The 18888-nt window shown below is 41.3% G+C and carries 22 protein-coding genes and 1 pseudogene; 6 read left to right on the top strand and 17 right to left on the bottom strand.

All coding sequences use genetic code 11. From position 1 onward, the window contains the following. Positions 1-64 precede the first annotated feature (64 nt). A complete protein-coding gene (recG, locus tag IM500_RS13965; RefSeq protein ID WP_190722486.1) occupies positions 65-2533 on the top strand; it encodes an ATP-dependent DNA helicase RecG in 2469 nt (822 codons plus the stop codon). 471 nt (positions 2534-3004) lie between these two features. Here recG and IM500_RS13970 read toward each other — a convergent pair whose 3' ends face one another. The 15 genes from IM500_RS13970 to IM500_RS14030 form a co-directional block, all read right to left on the bottom strand. After that, on the bottom strand, positions 3005-3553 hold the full coding sequence (locus tag IM500_RS13970) for an NADH-quinone oxidoreductase subunit B family protein (protein WP_002740992.1): 549 nt from the start codon (positions 3551-3553) through the stop codon (positions 3005-3007). Between the two features lie 46 nt (positions 3554-3599). Continuing rightward, entirely contained in the window at positions 3600-4064 is a 465-nt protein-coding gene (locus tag IM500_RS13975; protein WP_242034666.1) for a hypothetical protein, read from the bottom strand. 4 nt (positions 4065-4068) lie between these two features. Continuing rightward, entirely contained in the window at positions 4069-4467 is a 399-nt protein-coding gene (locus tag IM500_RS13980; RefSeq protein ID WP_190722488.1) for a hypothetical protein, read from the bottom strand. Positions 4468-4473: 6 nt separating this feature from the next. Then, a complete protein-coding gene (hoxU, locus tag IM500_RS13985; protein WP_061430651.1) occupies positions 4474-5190 on the bottom strand; it encodes a bidirectional hydrogenase complex protein HoxU in 717 nt (238 codons plus the stop codon). An 85-nt stretch (positions 5191-5275) separates the two neighbouring features. After that, positions 5276-6904 (bottom strand): hydroxylamine reductase, encoded by a 1629-nt coding sequence (gene hcp / locus IM500_RS13990; RefSeq protein ID WP_190722489.1) that lies wholly within the window; start codon positions 6902-6904, stop codon positions 5276-5278. Positions 6905-7347: 443 nt separating this feature from the next. Then, positions 7348-7443, bottom strand: a complete 96-nt coding sequence (locus IM500_RS24800; RefSeq protein WP_409888327.1) for a TPR end-of-group domain-containing protein — start codon at positions 7441-7443, stop codon at positions 7348-7350. 348 nt (positions 7444-7791) lie between these two features. After that, positions 7792-8178 carry a type II toxin-antitoxin system VapC family toxin gene (locus tag IM500_RS13995; protein ID WP_002796474.1) on the bottom strand — a complete coding sequence of 129 codons (387 nt, stop codon included), beginning with the start codon at positions 8176-8178 and terminating at the stop codon, positions 7792-7794. After that, positions 8175-8438 carry a type II toxin-antitoxin system Phd/YefM family antitoxin gene (locus IM500_RS14000; RefSeq protein WP_002752677.1) on the bottom strand — a complete coding sequence of 88 codons (264 nt, stop codon included), beginning with the start codon at positions 8436-8438 and terminating at the stop codon, positions 8175-8177. Before IM500_RS14000 ends, IM500_RS13995 begins: the two co-directional genes overlap by 4 nt. A 306-nt stretch (positions 8439-8744) precedes the next feature. After that, positions 8745-8957, bottom strand: coding sequence for a hypothetical protein (locus tag IM500_RS14005; protein ID WP_008203790.1), 213 nt, complete (start codon positions 8955-8957; stop codon positions 8745-8747). Between the two features lie 36 nt (positions 8958-8993). Next, entirely contained in the window at positions 8994-9101 is a 108-nt protein-coding gene (locus IM500_RS24805) for a TPR end-of-group domain-containing protein (protein ID WP_420372277.1), read from the bottom strand. Beyond that, the gene (locus IM500_RS14010; RefSeq protein WP_149986623.1) at positions 9094-9510 is read right to left on the bottom strand and encodes a type II toxin-antitoxin system VapC family toxin; all 417 of its coding nucleotides are present in this window, start codon (positions 9508-9510) and stop codon (positions 9094-9096) included. Before IM500_RS14010 ends, IM500_RS24805 begins: the two co-directional genes overlap by 8 nt. A gap of 1 nt (position 9511) precedes the next feature. Beyond that, positions 9512-9760 (bottom strand): hypothetical protein, encoded by a 249-nt coding sequence (locus IM500_RS14015; RefSeq protein WP_002796477.1) that lies wholly within the window; start codon positions 9758-9760, stop codon positions 9512-9514. Positions 9761-9871: 111 nt separating this feature from the next. Then, positions 9872-11488 carry a tetratricopeptide repeat protein gene (locus IM500_RS14020; RefSeq protein ID WP_287738724.1) on the bottom strand — a complete coding sequence of 539 codons (1617 nt, stop codon included), beginning with the start codon at positions 11486-11488 and terminating at the stop codon, positions 9872-9874. Positions 11489-11590: 102 nt separating this feature from the next. Then, on the bottom strand, positions 11591-12907 hold the full coding sequence (locus IM500_RS14025) for a P-loop NTPase fold protein (RefSeq protein ID WP_287738725.1): 1317 nt from the start codon (positions 12905-12907) through the stop codon (positions 11591-11593). A gap of 148 nt (positions 12908-13055) precedes the next feature. Next, a complete protein-coding gene (locus IM500_RS14030; protein ID WP_287738726.1) occupies positions 13056-14051 on the bottom strand; it encodes a hypothetical protein in 996 nt (331 codons plus the stop codon). A 159-nt stretch (positions 14052-14210) separates the two neighbouring features. On the opposite strand from IM500_RS14030, the gene IM500_RS14035 reads away from it, so the two are divergent. The 5 genes from IM500_RS14035 (at position 14211) to IM500_RS14055 (ending at position 18282) form a co-directional block, all read left to right on the top strand. Next, positions 14211-14501, top strand: coding sequence for a YiaA/YiaB family inner membrane protein (locus IM500_RS14035; RefSeq protein WP_002758035.1), 291 nt, complete (start codon positions 14211-14213; stop codon positions 14499-14501). Between the two features lie 72 nt (positions 14502-14573). Continuing rightward, positions 14574-15224: a Coq4 family protein gene (locus IM500_RS14040; RefSeq protein ID WP_190722492.1), complete on the top strand. Its 651-nt coding sequence runs from the start codon at positions 14574-14576 to the stop codon at positions 15222-15224. Between the two features lie 398 nt (positions 15225-15622). Next, positions 15623-16762, top strand: a complete 1140-nt coding sequence (locus tag IM500_RS14045) for a SpoIID/LytB domain-containing protein (RefSeq protein ID WP_190722493.1) — start codon at positions 15623-15625, stop codon at positions 16760-16762. Between the two features lie 269 nt (positions 16763-17031). Continuing rightward, a complete protein-coding gene (fabZ, locus tag IM500_RS14050; RefSeq protein ID WP_002740973.1) occupies positions 17032-17511 on the top strand; it encodes a 3-hydroxyacyl-ACP dehydratase FabZ in 480 nt (159 codons plus the stop codon). Between the two features lie 3 nt (positions 17512-17514). Further along, positions 17515-18282: a TspO-related membrane protein gene (locus IM500_RS14055; protein WP_287738727.1), complete on the top strand. Its 768-nt coding sequence runs from the start codon at positions 17515-17517 to the stop codon at positions 18280-18282. On the opposite strand, the gene IM500_RS14060 is transcribed toward IM500_RS14055, so the two are convergent. Beyond that, positions 18279-18743, bottom strand: a complete 465-nt coding sequence (locus tag IM500_RS14060; RefSeq protein WP_061430641.1) for a VOC family protein — start codon at positions 18741-18743, stop codon at positions 18279-18281. The genes IM500_RS14055 and IM500_RS14060 overlap by 4 nt on opposite strands. Before the next feature lie 12 nt (positions 18744-18755). Continuing rightward, positions 18756-18888 (bottom strand): annotated as a pseudogene (locus IM500_RS14065) (IS630 family transposase); the annotation flags it as partial.

Here is an 18888-nt window from a genome sequence, read left to right on the forward strand (position 1 = left end):
GTTATGATCAAACAGGGGTATCAGGGAAGCATAATACTGGGAAATTTGGAATCAAGAGGCAATTATGAAAGGGGAAATACCCGACTGGGTGAGATTACAAAAAGCCTTATCTGTAGAAGCGGAAAAAGGTTATCCCGATCTTCAGGGAAATCAATACCGTTTTAGCGAGTTTTTCTGTCTTAGTTTCGGGGATAATCCTCCCGTGGGAATTTCCACCAGTGAGAGAAATCGCTGGCGAGAATTAGCCCAAAAATTTGCCCAATATTCCCAGTTTAATCCCAGACAAAGACAACAATTAGTCACCGAAACTCGCAATTTTTTACAACAATTACGGCAAACTTTAGAAGCAACCCCCACCCCAAAAGAACCAGCTGTGGCGAAAATTATTAATACCACTCCCATCACGACAAAGGCTATTTCTCCACGGCAAGTTACCCTCGAACAACCCTTGAAATATCTAGCGGAAGTGGGAGAGAGAAAAGCTGGTCTTTTAGAAAAATTAAACCTCCACAAAGTTGAAGATTTATTATATTATTATCCCCGGGATCATATTGATTACAGTCGTCAAGTCAATATCGCCAATTTAACCGAGGGGGAAACGGTAACTTTAGTGGGGAATGTCAAGCGCTGTAATTGTTTTACTAGCCCCAAAAATACCAAGTTAGCTATCTTTGAATTGCTCTTACAGGATCGCACTGGACAGATAAAATTAAACCGTTTTTATGCGGGAACTCGCTATACTAATCGTGCTTGGCAAGAAGGACAAAAAAAACTCTATCTGGTGGGTTCGGTGGTGGCGGTTAGTGGTTTAGTCAAAGCGGGTAAATATGGGTTAACTTTAGAAAATCCTGAATTTGAATTATTAGACAGTTCTGGGGCAAGTATTGAGTCCTTAAAAATCGGGCGTATTCTGCCGGTTTATCCCCTCACCGATGGAGTACCCGCCGACCTAATTAGAAAGGCTGTAGTCGCCGCTTTTGGGGCAGTAGAGGCGATAAAAGACCCCCTACCTTTCGGTCTAAGAAAACAATACGGATTAATCGATTTAAAAACGGCAATTACTAACATTCATTTCCCTAATAATGCCGAGATTCTAAGTCAAGCGCGACGGCGATTAGTCTTTGATGAATTCTTCTTTTTACAATTGGGTTTTCTGCGGCGGCGGCAACAGTATCGTCAGACACAGAAAAGTGCTGTTTTTAGTGCTAAGGGTCAACTAATTGATCGATTTAATCAGATAATTCCCTTTCAATTAACTAATGCTCAAAAACGAGTTATTGAAGAAATTTTAGAGGATTTAGATTCTAGCACCCCGATGAATCGTCTTGTGCAGGGGGATGTGGGTTCTGGCAAAACAATTGTCGGAGTTTATGCTATTTTAGCAGCCCTACAATCCGGTTATCAAGCGGCATTAATGGCTCCCACGGAAGTTTTAGCAGAACAACATTATCGTAAGTTAGTTAGCTGGTTTAATCTCTTACATTTACCCGTAGAATTATTAACTGGTTCCACAAAAACCGCTAAACGGCGAGAAATTCACGCCCAATTAGAGACAGGAGAATTACCACTTTTAGTGGGAACTCATGCCCTAATTCAAGATGCAGTTAATTTCCGCAAATTAGGTTTAGTTGTTATTGATGAACAGCATCGCTTTGGGGTACAACAAAGGGCAAGATTATTAAGCAAAGGAGAGTCTCCCCACGTTTTAACCATGACAGCAACACCGATTCCCCGTACTTTAGCTTTAACCCTGCATGGGGATTTGGATGTGAGTCAAATTGACGAATTACCCCCCGGCAGACAACCGATTCAAACCAGCGCTTTAAATGGGAATCAAAGAAGGGCTGCCTATGATTTAATTCGGCGTGAAATTGCCCAAGGCAGACAAGCTTATGTGATTTTTCCCTTGATTGAAGAATCGGAAAAATTAGATGTTAGGGCTGCGGTGGAAGAATATCAAAATTTATCAGAAAAGATTTTTCCCAATTTTAATATCGGTTTACTCCATGGTCGCATGAGTTCCGCCGAAAAAGAGGAAATCTTAACAGCTTTTCGCGATAATATTCTGCAAATTATTGTCTCAACTACGGTTATCGAAGTGGGGGTGGATGTTCCCAATGCCACGGTGATGTTAATTGAAAATGCCGAACGTTTTGGCCTTTCACAATTGCATCAATTACGGGGGCGCGTGGGCAGAGGTTCCCATCAATCCTATTGTTTACTTTTAAGTGGCACTAATAGTGCTAATTCCCGTCAAAGATTAACGGTTTTGGAACAATCCCAAGATGGCTTTTTTATCTCGGAAATGGATATGCGATTTCGCGGTCCGGGGGAAGTTTTAGGACAACGACAATCGGGTTTACCAGATTTTGCCCTCGCTAGTTTAGTCGAGGATCAAGAGGTGTTAGTTTTGGCAAGAGATGCTGCCGAAAAAATTATGTTAGATGATCCCCATTTAATCACTTTGCCCAACTTGAAACAAGCTTTAGAGGCTAAATATCAACGGATGTTAGGAGCGGATATTTTAACTTGATTTATATGTTCAGTGATCAGTAAACAGTAATACTAAATCCAGTTATTAAAAACTGATTATTTATTCTCCGTTTTGCATAGCCCATACTCAAGGGATTTACTATTACTTTCGATTTTATCACTCAATCCAAGCCTTTGGGGGGTTCTACCCCCCAAACCCCCCGTTGGGGGCGTGGCGCCGCCCCCAAACCCCGGAGCGCATTAGTTTTTCGGTGGGATGCTTACACGCGGCTGCTGACACATCTGTAATAATTTAGGAGTCACTGATAATTGCTGATTGTCGGTATTTCTACAAATGTGAGATGCACCCAATCAGTAAACAGTGATCAGTAATCAGTAAACAGTAATCAATAATCAGCGAAAAGACAGCAGCAAACTGGCATTTGATGAGGCTCACTTAATACATACTGCTCACTCAAAACTTAAAACTCAAATCTGATAACTGATAACTGATAACTGATAACTGATTCAATTAACCAAATTTAATCATTTCTCGTCCTGCCATCACGGGTAATTCCCCTTTTAAAATCGGAATTAATGTCTCGCGAATTCTGTCCGCATCGGGGGGACATCCCGGCATAAAAATATCGATGGGAATGACTTGATGGACGGGCAGCACTTGATCTAATAATTCGGGAACGATACCGGGTTCTTCTGGTAGTTGAGGTGTGTTATCTCCTAACTCTAAATAAGCTCTTTTTAGCACGGGATCGGCAGTTCCCAACATATTCCGCATAGCGGGAACGTTAGCAGTCACAGCGCAATCACCAAAAGAAACGACGGTTTTGGTATTTTGACGGACTAGATGAATTAGTTCTAAATTATCCTGATTAGCGATCGCTCCTTCCACTAAACAGACATCGACATTTTCGGGATAGGTTTTCAGATCGCAGCCGACGGGACTATATACCACGTCAACTTTTTCGGCTAATTCTAACAGCCATTCATCCAAATCGAGGAAGGACATATGGCATCCCGAACAACCGGCTAACCAGACAGTAGCGAAGCGAATTTTAGACATAATTTTAATTCCTTGTTTGTTAGGTTTGGGCAATAGTGATTACTAGCTAATAGAAAAGCGGCTGTTTACCGAGGGGCGGGTTTTTGCCTGTCTCGACAAGTTCCTGATTATCTGCAATTAAAGAAAAAAGATCGATCCCCTTCCATTCTTGCAAAAATTCACAGATTAGCTGTGGTGTCCAATTTTCACCTCTAAAAAACTTAAATTTTTTCGTGTGGACATTGAGAAAAAAATGCAAGATATTACATTGATCCTGCGCCCCGAAAATAGTCCCCTTGACTGTCCAATTATCCACACTACTGGCGTAATCCTCGATCGCCCGATCTGCCGCCGCCACACGCTCTCGGTATTGATCACAGAATTGACGAAGCATCTGGGGAAATCGTCCAACTTCGGCGAAAAGTTCGATCGCAGACCAAGCTAAATTGGTTGGTTGAGATTGATAATCCACCAGGGATAGACAGCGATGCAAGGCTTGCAGAAAGATCTGTTCGAGATTTGTATCATTCATAACATTATTGATTCCCTTGACGCAGTAGGACAGACCAACCATATTGAGCTTGAGCGATTTCGTGAGCAGAAGGCTGATTCATACCCTGATTGATCACTAAATCCGATTCTAAGATTTCGTGTTGTAGAAAGACACGATCAATCGCCGTTCCCTGTCCTCGCGCCATCCTCAACCAAGCCTTTGCCATATCAATACTAGGCCAAAATTCATACTGACTGACACCGCTACCGAAAGCGTAGTTTTTTGCTCGTTGAGTTTCCCGAGCAGAAATACCGCAGTAATCGGAAATCAAGCGAATATCTTCATTCATCCCCATAATCTCGTCATACAGAGCCATTTCCGCCCGCAGATACTTGGCATAAATACCTAGATGTCCCCAACGAGCGTTTTGAGAATCTACCATTTTTTGCTAACGCGTCCACTGGTGTTCAGTCCTGGCGTTAACTAAAAATTCCAACTTCGATCGATCTTCCTCTTTTTCAGAAACGGCGGAACCCTTACGGAATATGGCTCCCGTTGGACAAGCTGCAACACATTTGCCGCAGGAAGTACAAGCAGAAACGCTGCCCCAAGGCTGATCCATTCCCGCGATAATTTTATCTTTTTCGCCGCGATAAGCCAGATCCCAAACGTGCGCCCCTTCAATTTCATCACAGACTCGCACACAACGGGTACAGAGAACACAACGATTATGATCGATACCAAAAAGATGATGGGAAATATCCACTTCTCGCTTGGGAAAACGGTAGGGAAAACGACTATGATCCATACCCACTTCGATGGCTAAATCTTGTAATTCACAGTTACCATTAGCCACACAAACTGCACAAACGTGATTACCTTCAGCGAATAATAATTCCACCGTCATGCGGCGATATTCTTTCAGTTTTGGGGTATCGGTATGGACCACCATGCCTTCCGCCACTTCCGTTACACAGGCAGGTAATAATTTATTAATACCTTCAACTTCTACTAAACATAAGCGACAGGCGGCCACTTCGGAAACCCCGTCCAGATGACAGAGGGCGGGAATTTTTATTCCTACCTGACTAGCTGCCGCCAGAACTCGCGAACCCGCTTCGATCGCTACATCTTTACCATCAATGCTTAAAGTGATTACGGACATAAAAATTATTCTCCTTGAGGATAATATCCCTCTCCTTCCCATAGGCCACAGTTTGTGGCTAAGGGTGGGATTTTTACAGAAAGTTTTAACCTAGACAATCGGCTAAGTCTTTTGCGGGGGTGGTAATCGGCTGCAGGTGATAGGTATCGGAGAGGAATTTGAGGACGTTGGGGGAGATAAATGCCGGTAAAGTTGGTCCCAGACGGATATTTTGCATACCTAGATGTAGCAGGGTGAGCAGTACAGCGATCGCTTTTTGTTCGTACCAAGAGATAATTAGGGAGAGGGGTATCTCGTTGACGCTAACGTTAAAAGCGTTGGCTAATCCTAGGGCGATTTTGATGGCACTATAGGCATCGTTACATTGTCCCAAGTCCATTAGCCGGGGTAATCCTTCGATACTACCTAATTGTTTGTCGAAAAAGCGGAATTTTCCACAGGCAAGGGTTAAAACGATGCAATCTTCGGGAACTTGTTCCACGAATTCGGTGTAGTAATTGCGATCGGGTTTTGCCCCATCGCAGCCCCCAACCAGAAAGAAGTGACGGATTTTACCCTGTTTAAGGGCATCAACCACCGTATCAGCGACACTGAGAACGGTATTGTGGGCAAATCCCACCATTACCTGCCGAGGTTCGCTTATTTCAGTAAATCCGGGCAATGACTGCGCTTTAGCAATCACGGGACTAAAATCGATCGCACCGTCCACTGTTTCTAAGCGGTTAATATGGGCATAACCCACAGGTCCGAGGGTAAAAAGTTTACTTTCATAGTTTTCGTGGGGGGGCATGAGACAATTAGTAGTTAAAACTATTGCCCCCGGAAACTTAGCAAATTCTTTAGTTTGATTTTGCCAGGCGGTGCCATAATGACCGTAGAGATGGGGATATTTTTCTTTGAGTTTTGGATAACCGTGAGCGGGTAATAATTCTCCGTGGGTATAGACTGTTATCCCAGTATTGGCAGTTTGTGCCAGTAAAGCCGCTAATTGTTTAATATCATGGCCGGAGACTAAAATGGCTTTACCTAGACGCGGATTTAAGGGAACATTTGTCGGTATGGGATGACCGTAGGTTTCGGTATGACCTTGATCTAATAATTCCATGGCCCGCAGGTTTGCTGCCCCAACTTTTAGACAGATTGCCACCCAATCATTCAGGTTTAAATCACTGCGATCAATTGCCGCTAAAGTCTCTTGGATAACCTGATAAACTGAGTCATCCTCTTGACCTAATTCCTGAGCGTGGAAAGTATAGGAAGCCAGACCTTTAACTCCGTAGATAGCGGTTAACTTTAGGGAAAAAATATCGAGGTCTTGTACTTTTTCAATTAGTTCTAAGGATACTTCTTGACCTTGGCTGACTAGGCTCTCATTAAAATTAGGCTGATAGTTAGCAAGTGCAGACCAGTCCACCGATCCCAATTGTGCTTTTAAATTTTCCCGAATCTCTAAACAACGCTGAATATAATCGGTAAAACGTCTTTGATCGAAGTTCACATTGGTCATGGTGGCGAAAAGCGACTCGCAGGTAAAAATATCGGCTTCGCGAGTAGATATCGCCGCTTCTTTGGCTTTTAAAACCACCGATGCTAATCCCCGCAGACAATAAACTAATAAGTCTTGAACGGCGTTGACTTCGGGACTTTTTCCACAGGCTCCCCACTGATGACAACCATTACCACTAGCGGTTTGTTCGCATTGTTCACAAAACATAAGTTTTCTCTCTTTTTTCAGTGGATTGACAGATTGTTGCGATTTTTTTCTACTAAATTTAATTCTGCTTTTTTGAAAGTTAGTTATCGGCCCTCACCCGGCAGGAATTATGGATTTTACGACTGGAAAGCTTGTCTTGACAGCCTCTACTCTCTGAACTATGTTTTTATTCTCTCACTTTTTTTGCTGGTTGGGTTCTGATTTTAGATTTCCTCAAGAATTACTGATTAAACAATTATTTAGTTGTCTTAAGTAAATTAAGTATTTTTGGTGATTTTTATGATATAATGAGCGAGATTTTCGATTTTTAGGTGGGTATTTGCCAGTGTCATAGCAATCGGTCTCCTGATTAGGATAGAAAGTTGGAACTTAAGAGTTATTATCGCCTAACTGTGATGATGGGATTGCTTTCGACATAGATAGTTATCTCTTTTTTTATTTACTTAACTTAGCAATGATTGAAACCGCTCATCTCCCCGAATCTGCTCAAAATCTTTATCTGTTTTCGCCAGATACTGATATTTGACATCAAGACTGATGAACGATTTATTTGATTAGTGGTATTCCGATATCTTTGCAGATTTTATTAGCGAGAATATCCCTAATTTCCGTATGTCTTGGAATCGCAGATCTTTTATTTAATTGGGGGTTAAACCACCAAGAATGGCTAGGACTTGCTGAAAAAGTATGGGCGAAGCATTCGGATAGAAAATCTACGGTTTCACCGATAGGTTATTGTCCGAATGCTTCGCCCCTACAGGACGCGGGCCGATGAAGACGCAAGGTTTTGAACGACGATTCTCTCAAAATCTTGCACCTGTGAGAGCAAAACAGAACCCTAAAACTCTTACCTCGTCTATATTTCACATTTATTCAGCAAGCCCTATCTACCAATCTATCTGAACAGGATATTTTGCTAATATTGAATCATGGCTAATCAGTCTAGCATTTTCAAGATTAGCTTGAGCAACTAACAAGCGGTCAAATGGATCTTTATGGATGTTAGGTAAAGTATTTAAAGCTAAAACATGGCTGACTGTAATTAATAAAAGGCCAATTTGGTTAGTTTCCTGCTGAGTATTAATCATTTCTGCTAAAGGTATCTTGAGTGATAGTTTACCTAGTTGTAGTTTGATTTGCATTTCCCAAATACTTGTAATACTAAGTAATAGCGTATTACTAGGATCTCTACACAGTTCTAAAGCTCTTTGAGAGAGTTTTTCTGGTTCGCTATCCCACCAAATAAATGTATGGGTATCTAAAAGAAATTTCATGATTCACCTGTCCAAAATTCTTCAGGAAGTGGCTCATCAAAATCTTCGCTAGTCCTAATTTTTCCAGCGTGTAGTCCTGGTTGTCGTAACTTAGGAGAAGGAGTTTCAGACGTTGTTTTTTCAGTATCTCCCCAAGGAATTAGACGAGCTACAGGCTTGTTTCCTTCGGTTATAATAATTTCAGTATCTACCTTTATTAAGGCAAGTAGTTCTTGTAAAGTTAACTGTACTTGATTGAGATCAATAGTTTTGTTTGACATGAATAATTTTCTCTCTTTATTTACTTCACAAAATAAAACAGGATTCAGTGATAACTGCCTCACAAGTTAATAAAGGGTTGGCAACTTTTTCCCATTGCTGAATTGACCAATTGTGATAATTATCACTCCGGTATGTCTTGGAATCGCAGATCTTTTATTTAATTGGGGGTTAAACCACCAAGAATGGCTAGGACTTGCTGAAAAAGTACGGGCGAAGCATTCGGGCAATAACTTATCGCTGAAACCGTAGATTTCCTATCCGAATGCTTCGCCCCTACAGGACGTGATCGATAAACTGTTTGCGTTTCATACAACAATTTTCTCTTCTTGGTAGTTTCCCCTAGTAGCGGCAATTGCTTCCTGTTTATTCAATTCTAATGCTTCGCTAAGAGTAATTTTTAGGGTTTCTAATAACTGATCACGAGATGCTTCTTGACAGTTAACTCCCGGAATTTCTTCTATCCAACCAATCCACCAATCTCCGTCTGGCTGAATGATAGCTGTGTAGGTGTTAGTCATAGAATATCTCCTTAGCTAAAATACAAATATATATTATTATACTCGATTTAGGAAACTCTGAAACTGCTCATCTCCCCGAATCTGCTCAAAATCTTTATCCGTTTTCGCCATATCTTGATATTCGGTATGGAGGTTGTCAGTCAGGAATTATTGCATCAATCATTTCTCTCCGATTCTTGCGATAAATATAGAAATCGCTATCTAAAGTTAACACAGAACTGCTTTCAATTAATTCAGTCATCCTCACCAAACAAGCATCAGCAAAAGACATGGGAACGGATTGATAACGCTGTCTTAATTCTCGGATGACTTTGACTTCATCATTTAGGCTAAAATCTATTTTAATTGTTCCCCGTTCAATTAAAGACATTATTGCATCTTCACTCCCATAAACATCTTGTAAAATAAAACAGGATTCAGTGATAACTGCCTCACAAGTTAATAAAGGTTTGGCAACTTTTTCCCATTGCTGAATTGACCAATTGTGATAATTATCACTCCGGTCGAGAACGGCGACTAAGACCCCCGTATCTAGAATTACTCTTTTAAGCATATTAGACTAGATGCTTCTTTTTAAATTCCCTCTTTTTTAGGGATAAATCTCCTTTACCACTGTCTAAACACCCCACTAAGTCTCCGGCTGATTCTAAAGCAGAAATTTCTCTTTCTCCCTCATGAATTGCTGTCTTATCTGCTTTAAGTTGCAAAAATTCAATAAACTCTATTACTTGTTGTTGTTGTTGTGGGTTGAGGGTTTGCAGTTTTTCTAAAATGGTTTGTTGGTGGGTGTTTGCCAGTGTCATAGCAATTGTTCTCCTGATTAGGATCGAAAGTTGTGACTTAAGAGTTATTATACCCTAATTCTGATGATAGGATTGCTTTCGACATAGATAGTTATCTCTTTTTTTATTTACTTAACTTAGCAATGATTGAAACCGCTCATCTCCCCGAATCTGCTCAAAATCCTTATCCGTTTTCGCCATATCCTGATATTCGACATCAAGATTGATGGCGCTTTGTAAGTTTTCGATAGCTAATTCCACATTGTTTTGTAAGCCATAACAGCAAGCTTTATTGTAGTAAGCATTAGCATCATTTGAATTAATTTTAATAGCACGATCACAAGATTCTAATGCATCTTTATATCGTCCCATACAAGTTAAAACATATCCTCGATTATCCCAAGTATCAGGGTAATCGGGTTTAATTTCTAAAGCTCGATCGTAGGATGCGATCGCTTCTTCAAATCTGCCTAAATCATCTAACGCAACCCCTCGGTTGTTCCAAGCTTCATGGTAATCGGGTTTAAATTCTAAAGTTCGATCGTAGGATGCGATCGCTTGTTCTAATCTGCCTAAATTAAATAACGCAACCCCTCGGTTGTACCAAGCTTCATGGTCATCGGGTTTAATTTCTAAAGCTCGATCCCAGGATGCGATCGCTTCTGCAAATCTGCCTAAAGTACCTATCGCAATCCCTCGGTTGTACCAAGCTTCATGCTTATCGGGTTTAATTTCTAAAGCTTGATCGAAGGATGCGATCGCTTCTTCTAATCTGCCTAATTTATGCAACGCAATCCCTCGGTTGTCCCAAGCTTCATGGAAATCGGGTTTAATTTCTAAAGCTCGATCGTAGGATGCGATCGCTTCTTCAAATCTGCCTAAATTACCTAACGCATTCCCTCGGTTGTTCCAAGCTTCATGGTAATCGGGTTTAAATTCTAAAGCTCGATCCCAGGATGCGATCGCTTGTTCGTATTCTTTTCCCATTTGATGAATTAAGCCTTTTTCATGCCACAATTCAGATGCTTGAACAGGATCGAGAGATGGGGAATCGCTTAAATAGGCCTTAATTTCGGCTAACTTTTCCTGTCGTTGTTGGGGAGTGAATTGTTGATAGGTATCGAGATCGCTGTCTAAATAAACCAGTCTTATAATTTCTCTTTCCAATATGTCCTTATCCGTCGGAAATTCATAAACTCCCGAATACCAATCAAAAAAATCCGACGCACGACGAATAAAATACCGCAAGGCAAATTCCGGCAATAGGAATACTAAAGTAAAGGGAAATTGCCGCTCAAATCGCTCACGGGATAGGTTTAAATAGCCTAAAATCTTAGGAACTCCGGCCCAGGTTCCCCCATAAACCGGACTTTGACTCGACAAGAAATAGCCTTCACTTTCCGCTTCTTCGTAGCGCAGTAGTGCATTTTCTAAACCGCGCACAAAAAGAATGTTTAGATTGGTATAATTTGGTAGATCGACAATTTTCTCATACAAATTATCGGTTTCTGAATCAAGCTGCAGGACTTGAATATTTTTATTAGGTAAATCTTGACTGATTCCCCGAATAATCTCATCAGCTTGCACGGGAGAACAGCGAACAAAGAGTAAATTAAAGCCATTTTTTCGTCTCAGCGATCGCAGTAATGATTGATAGGATTCTGCTGCTGTTAGGGGTTGCTCTTCTAGCAATCCTTCAAAATCCGACTCCTGAGAGTTAGTTAAGGGTTTTAATTTTTGGTTTGTCATTATTATATATAGCTGTATTCAGATTTATGAGGTACAATAATTTTCTCACCTGTTCCCTGTTTCCCGCTCCCCATTCATCATTTATAATTCATCATTCATAATTCATAATTCATCATTAAACTCCTTAATTTTGGTAATTAAAGGATGCACATCATACCAACTTTTCAACTCTGCATCTGCATCAAAATAAGCATATTGTAAAATACAACGATTGAATAATAATTTACGATGAGCTTCATCATTTTGAATTTCGTTGGTACGATATACCTTAGCCAGAATTTTCCACTGCTCGTGTTCTACTGTTCTCTGATAGACATCTCTAGCTTGAGTTATTGCTCTTTGAGCAGCTTTTGCGGTAATAGGTAAAGCATCCACATGATCTAAAGCGGTTTGCATTAATAAAATTAGGTTTCGTACATGACCTCCAGTCATTAAACATAATCGCTCCAGAACTTCTTGACTTTCAAAAATATCTGTTTCTAGCTTTTTCGTCGGTAAAAATTGCTGCGTTCTTTTCTCAATAATAGCCTTAATTTTTGCCATACCATCGGGATTAATAGTACGATCAAGATTGCGGATCATAATCATCGGTAAAACCATCGGGTCATTATCATAAATATCCCTTAGATCATTGGCCCGATTAGAATAGGCCATTGAAATAGGTATAGTATAAATCAAATGACAATTTAACCCCTTTAATTGATTAGCTCGATCTAAAAAAATCTCATCATGATTAGTTTTATGATCTCGCCGATATATCGGTACAATGCGATCTAAGTTATCAACAATTACCACTAATTTTGTTGAATTATCTAAGACAGTTTTGCTATTATCAATAAACTCATTTAGTGCTGTTAACAGCGTAACAGTATGAGGATTGATTTTATTTCTTATTTCTTGTCTTTGACTGGGAATTGCCCGAATCGCCGCAGATAATTTACCAAAGTATTTAATCAAGTCTCCCGTTTCTAATTTGACATCTTCCACTTTAATCTCTGTTAAAGCTAAATCAATTAAATCCTGCCAACGGGATTTTATCCAGTTTTTTAAGGGGGTTGAATTAGCCTGTTTTAGTTGTTCTAATAAATGGCGCGTACAGGCAATGAGAATATCTGTATATTGAGCATCTTCTGGATCGATATCGTCTTCATCTGCCGCAAAATAAACAACAAAACAATTTTTTTGCTCTAGATATTTTTTCAGCCGCAATAATTCCGTGGATTTCCCCCCTCCTCGATGTCCTGTGTAGAGTTGATGGGTGTACTCTGTTGGCAGCGAACGAATAATTTTTCTGCCCAAATCTTGACAAACATCGGCATCTGCTCTCACTGCTTTTAGATCCACATAAAAGGGACTATCGGCAGGTAAAGGAACTGGTTTAAAGACACCAACAAGATTAGCGATCAATTGTTCAGACATAGGCGACTATAGCTTGATTGATGTCATTATTATAACAATACTTATTGACAAGATGTTATACCAAATCCGCTTTTAATATTACCACTAACTCTCGATCGAACTTCAAAAACCCAGTTATGGATTTTTTCCCCCTACTCCCCACTCCCGATTAAAATTGAATTGCACTCATATCTAGGGATAAAAAGCGATCGAGTCCTAAATACATCCAATAAATAGAGTTTGGGGATTCCTGAATAGTTTTTTGAAATCCCAAGGCTGCGGCTAATTTCTCATAATCGGGATGAATAATCAAAGTATGTAAATCGCAGAGATTAGGAAAATCTAAGGTCATTATCTGGAGAGTTTTTTGGGCATCTTGCAGAAAAATTAAACGATATTTTTCTAAATAATTAGCATCAATCATCCAACTGCGAATAAATACCGAAAGACAATTTTCATCTCCCACGGATGCCATTTTAAAAGGATCCTGTTCATTGATCGCACTTAGATGTAAACTCTTGTTAGGAGAGGAAAAAAAATTCGCTTCCGACTCGTTTGCGGTGGGATAGAGGAGATAAAAACCGACGGGATTAAGATTATCTACCCGACGCAAAACTCGCATACCTGTAGTGTAATCTTTTGCCCAACCCCGCAACAGACGAGAAATGCGATGGGGAATTGCTTCAGCATTGCGATTCATCCAGTTATAATTGCGTGTCAGCAAGTTAGCCACAGGAATCGCATCACAACGGGGATTAAATTGATCTAATTGCAATTCTACAGATGATTCCGAGCTATCAGGCTCTAAAATCCCCGTAATTGGCTTGATTTTAATTCTGGTTGTGTTGCCGTCAAAAATTTTTTCGATTAAACCAAGGGCCGCTAATTTATCTAACATCATACCCGCCGAGCGTTCGCTGCCCTGATCCTGATCCTGATAAAATAAATCCGATGCTTGCCGATGGGTACAGATAATGGCAGTGGTGGGAAAAATTAACTGGGATAAAGGGGGTTTTGCCTGTCCCTCCTTGGCGATCGCATAAATCCAGAGACGCAGAAAACAAGTGGCACGCACCCGGGTTAATCCCACTCTCCCCACCAAGCGCTCGATCATTTGTTCTTGTTTTTCCCAAGAATACCAAATTTTCAGGTGTTTGCTCTCCATCTTTTCGGTCCTAGATTCTGACAACGATTATACTTGATACTTCACCCCACTTCACCCCACTTCACCCCAGTTCTCAACCCTCCCCCTACTAGATAGCGCTCATTGTTGTTGCACCTCTAGAACCGACAAAATGGGTGTAGAAACATTTAGGAGACGATTATGAACGATAAAAAATACGGTACTGCTCCCAGTCATACTCAAGCGTGGATTTTTCAAACTTGGTTATCTTTTATTGTCTCTATTTCTGCCACTTCTTTAGGAGTTATTTATCTACCAGTAGATCCGTGGATTAAAGGTTATTTAGGCATGGGTTTACTATTTAGCGTCGGTTCCACCATTAATTTATCAAAAACTGTCCGCGATGTCGAAGAATCTAAACGCTTAATTAATCGCATTGACGAAGTAAAGTTAGAACGGATCTTGACTCAGTACGATCCTTATAAGGAGTAGTTTTTCTCAGTTATTGGTTATCAGTTTTTTTTCGATTATTCTCACTCTTTTTTCTGACTTAGGAGAGTTTATATGCTATTCACAACTAATCTAATCAGTGTGACCAAAGGAATAATTTCTCTTTTACAAAATCCCAGTAACATTCTGTCTGTATATGATATTGAAGATGGCTTAAAAGAGAGTTGGTTACAGCGATTATCTTTGCAATATGTTAAAAGCGATCGAGCTACCGCTCAAATAATTGCCCAAAGATATCTAGCCGCTAGTCCCTGTTTAGAAACCCTGCTAAAACTCCCGGAAGATTCCCTAGGTTATCATTATGCTACTCACCTAATTAGTCTCAATTTCGATCCTAATTTTTATCGGTCTATTCAGGTCAATTCTGATACAGATTATCTGCTGCTTCGCCTACGGCAAACTCACGATATCTGGCATATAGTCACGGGTTTTGGTGTCGATGGCATGGGAGAATTGCAACTGAAAGCTTTTGAATTAAGTCAAACTCGTCGCCCTCTAGCTATTGTCATAATTTTAGGGGGATTATTCGGAGCTTTATTTTCTTCGCCACTTTCCTTAGCCTCTCTCTGGGAAGAGATTGTCCTCGCCTATAATTTGGGCAAAAATACTCGACCTTTTTTAGCGCAAAAATGGGAACTAGCTTGGGAGAAATCCCTGCTAGTTTGGCGGCAAGAATTGGCGATTGTCCACTCTTTGCTGGACTAATTAAGTAAGTGGTTATAATTAAATTGAGGATGGATTTTGTCTTTGATCCCCCCTTAATCCTAGGGTTTATTCATAGTAGGGTTGATTCATGAATCAACCCTACCCTTAATCCCCCTTTGATAAGGGGGGTGCCGATCCCCCCTTAATCCCCCCTTGATAAGGGGGGCATATGATAATTTTTAACGCCTCCCTACTTAGAATAATCGACTAAACCGAATAAATCCCGATTAATCGGAGAAAATAAGACGATTTGCCTATTCAGGGGCTAGAGGACAGAAAAATTGTCAGACAATCGGGAAAAAGTGACAGGGGAAAAATTTTTCCGAACCGGAGTAGCCAAAAAATCCCAGTCCGGGTAAAATTGATTATCGATCGATTGTGTGAGGAGTCCGATCCCCATGACCAATAAACACACAGCAAGGCTGCTGAGCAGTTACCTGCAGCGCCTGCCTGCCCATAGCTGGCTCATCCTAGTGTTTTGGGCTTTGATTATCGCTCCAGTCCAAGCTGCTGTCGAATTACGCATTGCCATCAGTAAAGGTGTTAGCGCCGTCTCCGTGGGTAGTTCCACCGATGCTGTGGTGAAAGATGGGGCCGGGAGAGTCCTAGGAGAATTAACCGCCATGAATGCCCTCAATGCTAATCCCAGAGGAAAAGCGGTGGGTTTGGCCGATTGGCAGGCCAGTCAATTGCTCATCGAACCGGAGAATGATGGTTACGTCTGGATTAACGATCGCTGGTATCGAGGACGGACAAGGATCATTCGGCAAGGTTCTGGGGTGACAGCCCTAAATTTAGTCGATTTAGAGGAATATCTCTATAGTGTCGTCGGTGCGGAGGCGATTCCCTCCTGGCCGCAAGAGGCCTTAAAAGCCCAATCCGTGGCGGCGCGTACCTATGCTCTCTACCAAATGAACACTTCCGGCAATCGCATCTACGATCTTGATACTACCACCCGCACCCAAGTTTATAAGGGTCTAGAAAGCGAGTTTACTACCACCCAAGAGGCAGTTAAGGCCACCGCCGGACAAATTATGAGTTTCAACGGCAAACCGATTCTAGCGGTGTTTCACTCCTCCTCTGGGGGCCATACGGAAAATGTCGAGGATGTTTGGAATTCCCCCTTACCCTACCTGCGCGGTGTCATCGATTACGACCAAGTCGCCCCGGTATTTCAATGGTCAAAAAACTTTAGCGCCGGGGAATTAGGCCGTTTAATCGGTGGTGTCGGTCGCGTGCGATCGCTATCTCCCGAAAGGACCACTCCCCACGGACGAGTGATTAGAATGCGTGTAGTAGGCGATCAAGGCTCTAAATTAATCTCTGATACCCAATTACGGCGAATACTCGAGCTGCGTAGTACCCTATTCACGATTTCAGCTGATAACGGTACTTTTGCCATTAATGGTCGCGGTTTCGGTCATGGGATCGGTTTAAGTCAATGGGGCGCTTTTTCTCTCGCCGACCAAGGGGTGACTTATGATCGCATTCTCAGCCATTATTATCAAAATGCTCGTTTAACTGAAATGCCCAACTAAAAAGGCTGTCAGCCATTTCCAGTCAACAGTAAACAGTGAACTGATCACTGATAACAAGGATCGAATCTAAAACCTAATTGGTTAAGCTAAGTAGGGAGGCACAATTATTTGTAGGATGGGTTAGCGGTAGCGTAAACTATGCTGGCGTTGGGTTTCAGGCTTCAACCCAACCTACGTTCATCTGATCAGTGATCACTGATAACTGATAACTGATAACTGATAACTGATTGTGAGATAATGTCTGATCTCACTTGTAATTTTTGACTTGCATGACCATCGTTACCGAAGCCTTAACCGAGTTGGAACCAGTCATAAAAACTACCTTTACCGTTGAGGAAATTCGCCAACTACTGCCCCATCGTTATCCCTTTGCCCTAGTCGATCGCATTATTGACTATGTACCAGGTAAAAAGGCTGTTGGCCTAAAAAATGTCACGATCAACGAGCCTTTTTTTCCCGGTCATATTCCCAGTCGTCCCTTGATGCCGGGGGTGTTAATTGTTGAATCCATGGCCCAAGTGGGGGGAGTGATTTTGACCCAATTACCCGGGATGAAAGGGAAATTTTTTGCCTTCGCTGGCATTGATAAAACCCGTTTTCGTCGTCCTGTGGTGCCGGGGGATCAATTAATTATGACGGTGGAATTATTATCCTTCAAGATGAATAAAATTGCTAAAATGCAAGGGGAAGCAAGAGTCGATGGGCAATTGGCCGCCCAGGGCGAAATGATGTTTTCCATCTTTGATTGACCTATGAATTTTGATCGAGATCGTCTCCGACAAGAACTAAATTTATTTGCTATTCTAGGGGCTTTTATCACCAATATTTTCGCTAATATTTTCCCTCTCAACGGCGAAAATATCGGGGCTATCTCGAATACAGTTTTTCAAGATGTCTTAATTATTCCCGCTAATTATGCTTTTGCTATCTGGGGATTAATCTATCTGGGTTTAATTAGTCTGGGAATTTACCAAGCTTTGGCTTTCAATAAAACTGAACCGCGTTTGCGCCGGTTAGGCTACGAATTAGCCATCGCTAGTGCTTGTCAGATTCTCTGGGTAATTCTCTTTCAATCCCGTTTTTTTACCCTGTCTTTACTGGCAATGCTAGGCATTTTAATTTCTCTCATCCGGCTTTATCTCCGCTTAGAAATTAATCGCTTTATTGTCAATCGTAAACAGGGTTTATTAGTTAATGCTCCTATTAGTATCTATTTCGCTTGGATTACCGTAGCCACGATTGTCAACGTCGCTTCGGTGCTAGATTGGATCGACTGGCAGCCATGGGGTCTAACTGACCAGAGCTGGACGGTAATAATTCTGGTTATCGGGGCGATAATCGCAATTTTAGTCGGTTTAAACCGAAAAGATCGGGCTTTTATCGGGGTGTTTATCTGGGCTTTCTTGGCGATCGCTGTTAAACAGATTTCTCTGCCTCTAATTGCGATAACGGCGATTATATTAGCGATTATCCTAACTTTTCTGGTTTTTAGTGGCAGTTTTCGTCCTCTGAGTCGTTAAAATGCGGGATCACAGCGAATTTCGACGATAAAGCCATCGGGATCGTAGAAGTAAACCCCCCTGCCAGTCGGACGGGTCACGGGTCCACTAGCAATAGTAATTCCCTGACTTTGTAGCACTTCTAGGGCAAAATCGAAGCATTCGGGGGCAATATCGAAGGCTAAATGGTTGGCACGGGTAAAAGCGATTTCGGGATTGTCGTCGGGAGGGTTTAAATCTGGTTCCCAAAATAGGTCAATTACTGTACCATCGGGGGTGATAAAATTGGCAACTTTTCCCTGGGCAACTAATTCTTTTAAGGTACTGGGAATTTTTTCCCCCATTAATTCCTCTAAGCCTAATATTTCCCCATAAAAATGACGAGAGGCATCCATATCTTTGACGTTGAAAGCGATATGATGGACTTTTCGCAGTTGACCGATTTTGAGTTTTTTTGCGGTTACGGAAGGGCTAATAGTCATTTTAGTTATACTTTAGACGTTCATAATCTGAGATTTATTAAACTTCTGAAATCGTAGAGTCAGCAAGGAATCCAGTTCTTTTTTATGTTTCAGATGGGCATCATTCAGACATTCATAAATAGCTGAAGAAAAGTCAGAAAAGTTC

This window comes from Microcystis sp. M179S2 (assembly GCF_020245805.1).
Taxonomy (GTDB): Bacteria; Cyanobacteriota; Cyanobacteriia; order Cyanobacteriales; family Microcystaceae; genus Microcystis; species Microcystis aeruginosa.

Coding starts and splice junctions, on each gene's coding strand:
- recG (WP_190722486.1), top strand. CDS start 65: ATGAAAGGGGAAATACCCGACTGGGTGAGATTACAAAAAGCCTTATCT.
- IM500_RS13970 (WP_002740992.1), bottom strand. CDS start 3,553: ATGTCTAAAATTCGCTTCGCTACTGTCTGGTTAGCCGGTTGTTCGGGA.
- IM500_RS13975 (WP_242034666.1), bottom strand. CDS start 4,064: ATGAATGATACAAATCTCGAACAGATCTTTCTGCAAGCCTTGCATCGC.
- IM500_RS13980 (WP_190722488.1), bottom strand. CDS start 4,467: ATGGTAGATTCTCAAAACGCTCGTTGGGGACATCTAGGTATTTATGCC.
- hoxU (WP_061430651.1), bottom strand. CDS start 5,190: ATGTCCGTAATCACTTTAAGCATTGATGGTAAAGATGTAGCGATCGAA.
- hcp (WP_190722489.1), bottom strand. CDS start 6,904: ATGTTTTGTGAACAATGCGAACAAACCGCTAGTGGTAATGGTTGTCAT.
- IM500_RS13995 (WP_002796474.1), bottom strand. CDS start 8,178: ATGAAATTTCTTTTAGATACCCATACATTTATTTGGTGGGATAGCGAA.
- IM500_RS14000 (WP_002752677.1), bottom strand. CDS start 8,438: ATGTCAAACAAAACTATTGATCTCAATCAAGTACAGTTAACTTTACAA.
- IM500_RS14005 (WP_008203790.1), bottom strand. CDS start 8,957: ATGACTAACACCTACACAGCTATCATTCAGCCAGACGGAGATTGGTGG.
- IM500_RS14010 (WP_149986623.1), bottom strand. CDS start 9,510: ATGCTTAAAAGAGTAATTCTAGATACGGGGGTCTTAGTCGCCGTTCTC.
- IM500_RS14015 (WP_002796477.1), bottom strand. CDS start 9,760: ATGACACTGGCAAACACCCACCAACAAACCATTTTAGAAAAACTGCAA.
- IM500_RS14020 (WP_287738724.1), bottom strand. CDS start 11,488: ATGACAAACCAAAAATTAAAACCCTTAACTAACTCTCAGGAGTCGGAT.
- IM500_RS14025 (WP_287738725.1), bottom strand. CDS start 12,907: ATGTCTGAACAATTGATCGCTAATCTTGTTGGTGTCTTTAAACCAGTT.
- IM500_RS14030 (WP_287738726.1), bottom strand. CDS start 14,051: ATGGAGAGCAAACACCTGAAAATTTGGTATTCTTGGGAAAAACAAGAA.
- IM500_RS14035 (WP_002758035.1), top strand. CDS start 14,211: ATGAACGATAAAAAATACGGTACTGCTCCCAGTCATACTCAAGCGTGG.
- IM500_RS14040 (WP_190722492.1), top strand. CDS start 14,574: ATGCTATTCACAACTAATCTAATCAGTGTGACCAAAGGAATAATTTCT.
- IM500_RS14045 (WP_190722493.1), top strand. CDS start 15,623: ATGACCAATAAACACACAGCAAGGCTGCTGAGCAGTTACCTGCAGCGC.
- fabZ (WP_002740973.1), top strand. CDS start 17,032: ATGACCATCGTTACCGAAGCCTTAACCGAGTTGGAACCAGTCATAAAA.
- IM500_RS14055 (WP_287738727.1), top strand. CDS start 17,515: ATGAATTTTGATCGAGATCGTCTCCGACAAGAACTAAATTTATTTGCT.
- IM500_RS14060 (WP_061430641.1), bottom strand. CDS start 18,743: ATGACTATTAGCCCTTCCGTAACCGCAAAAAAACTCAAAATCGGTCAA.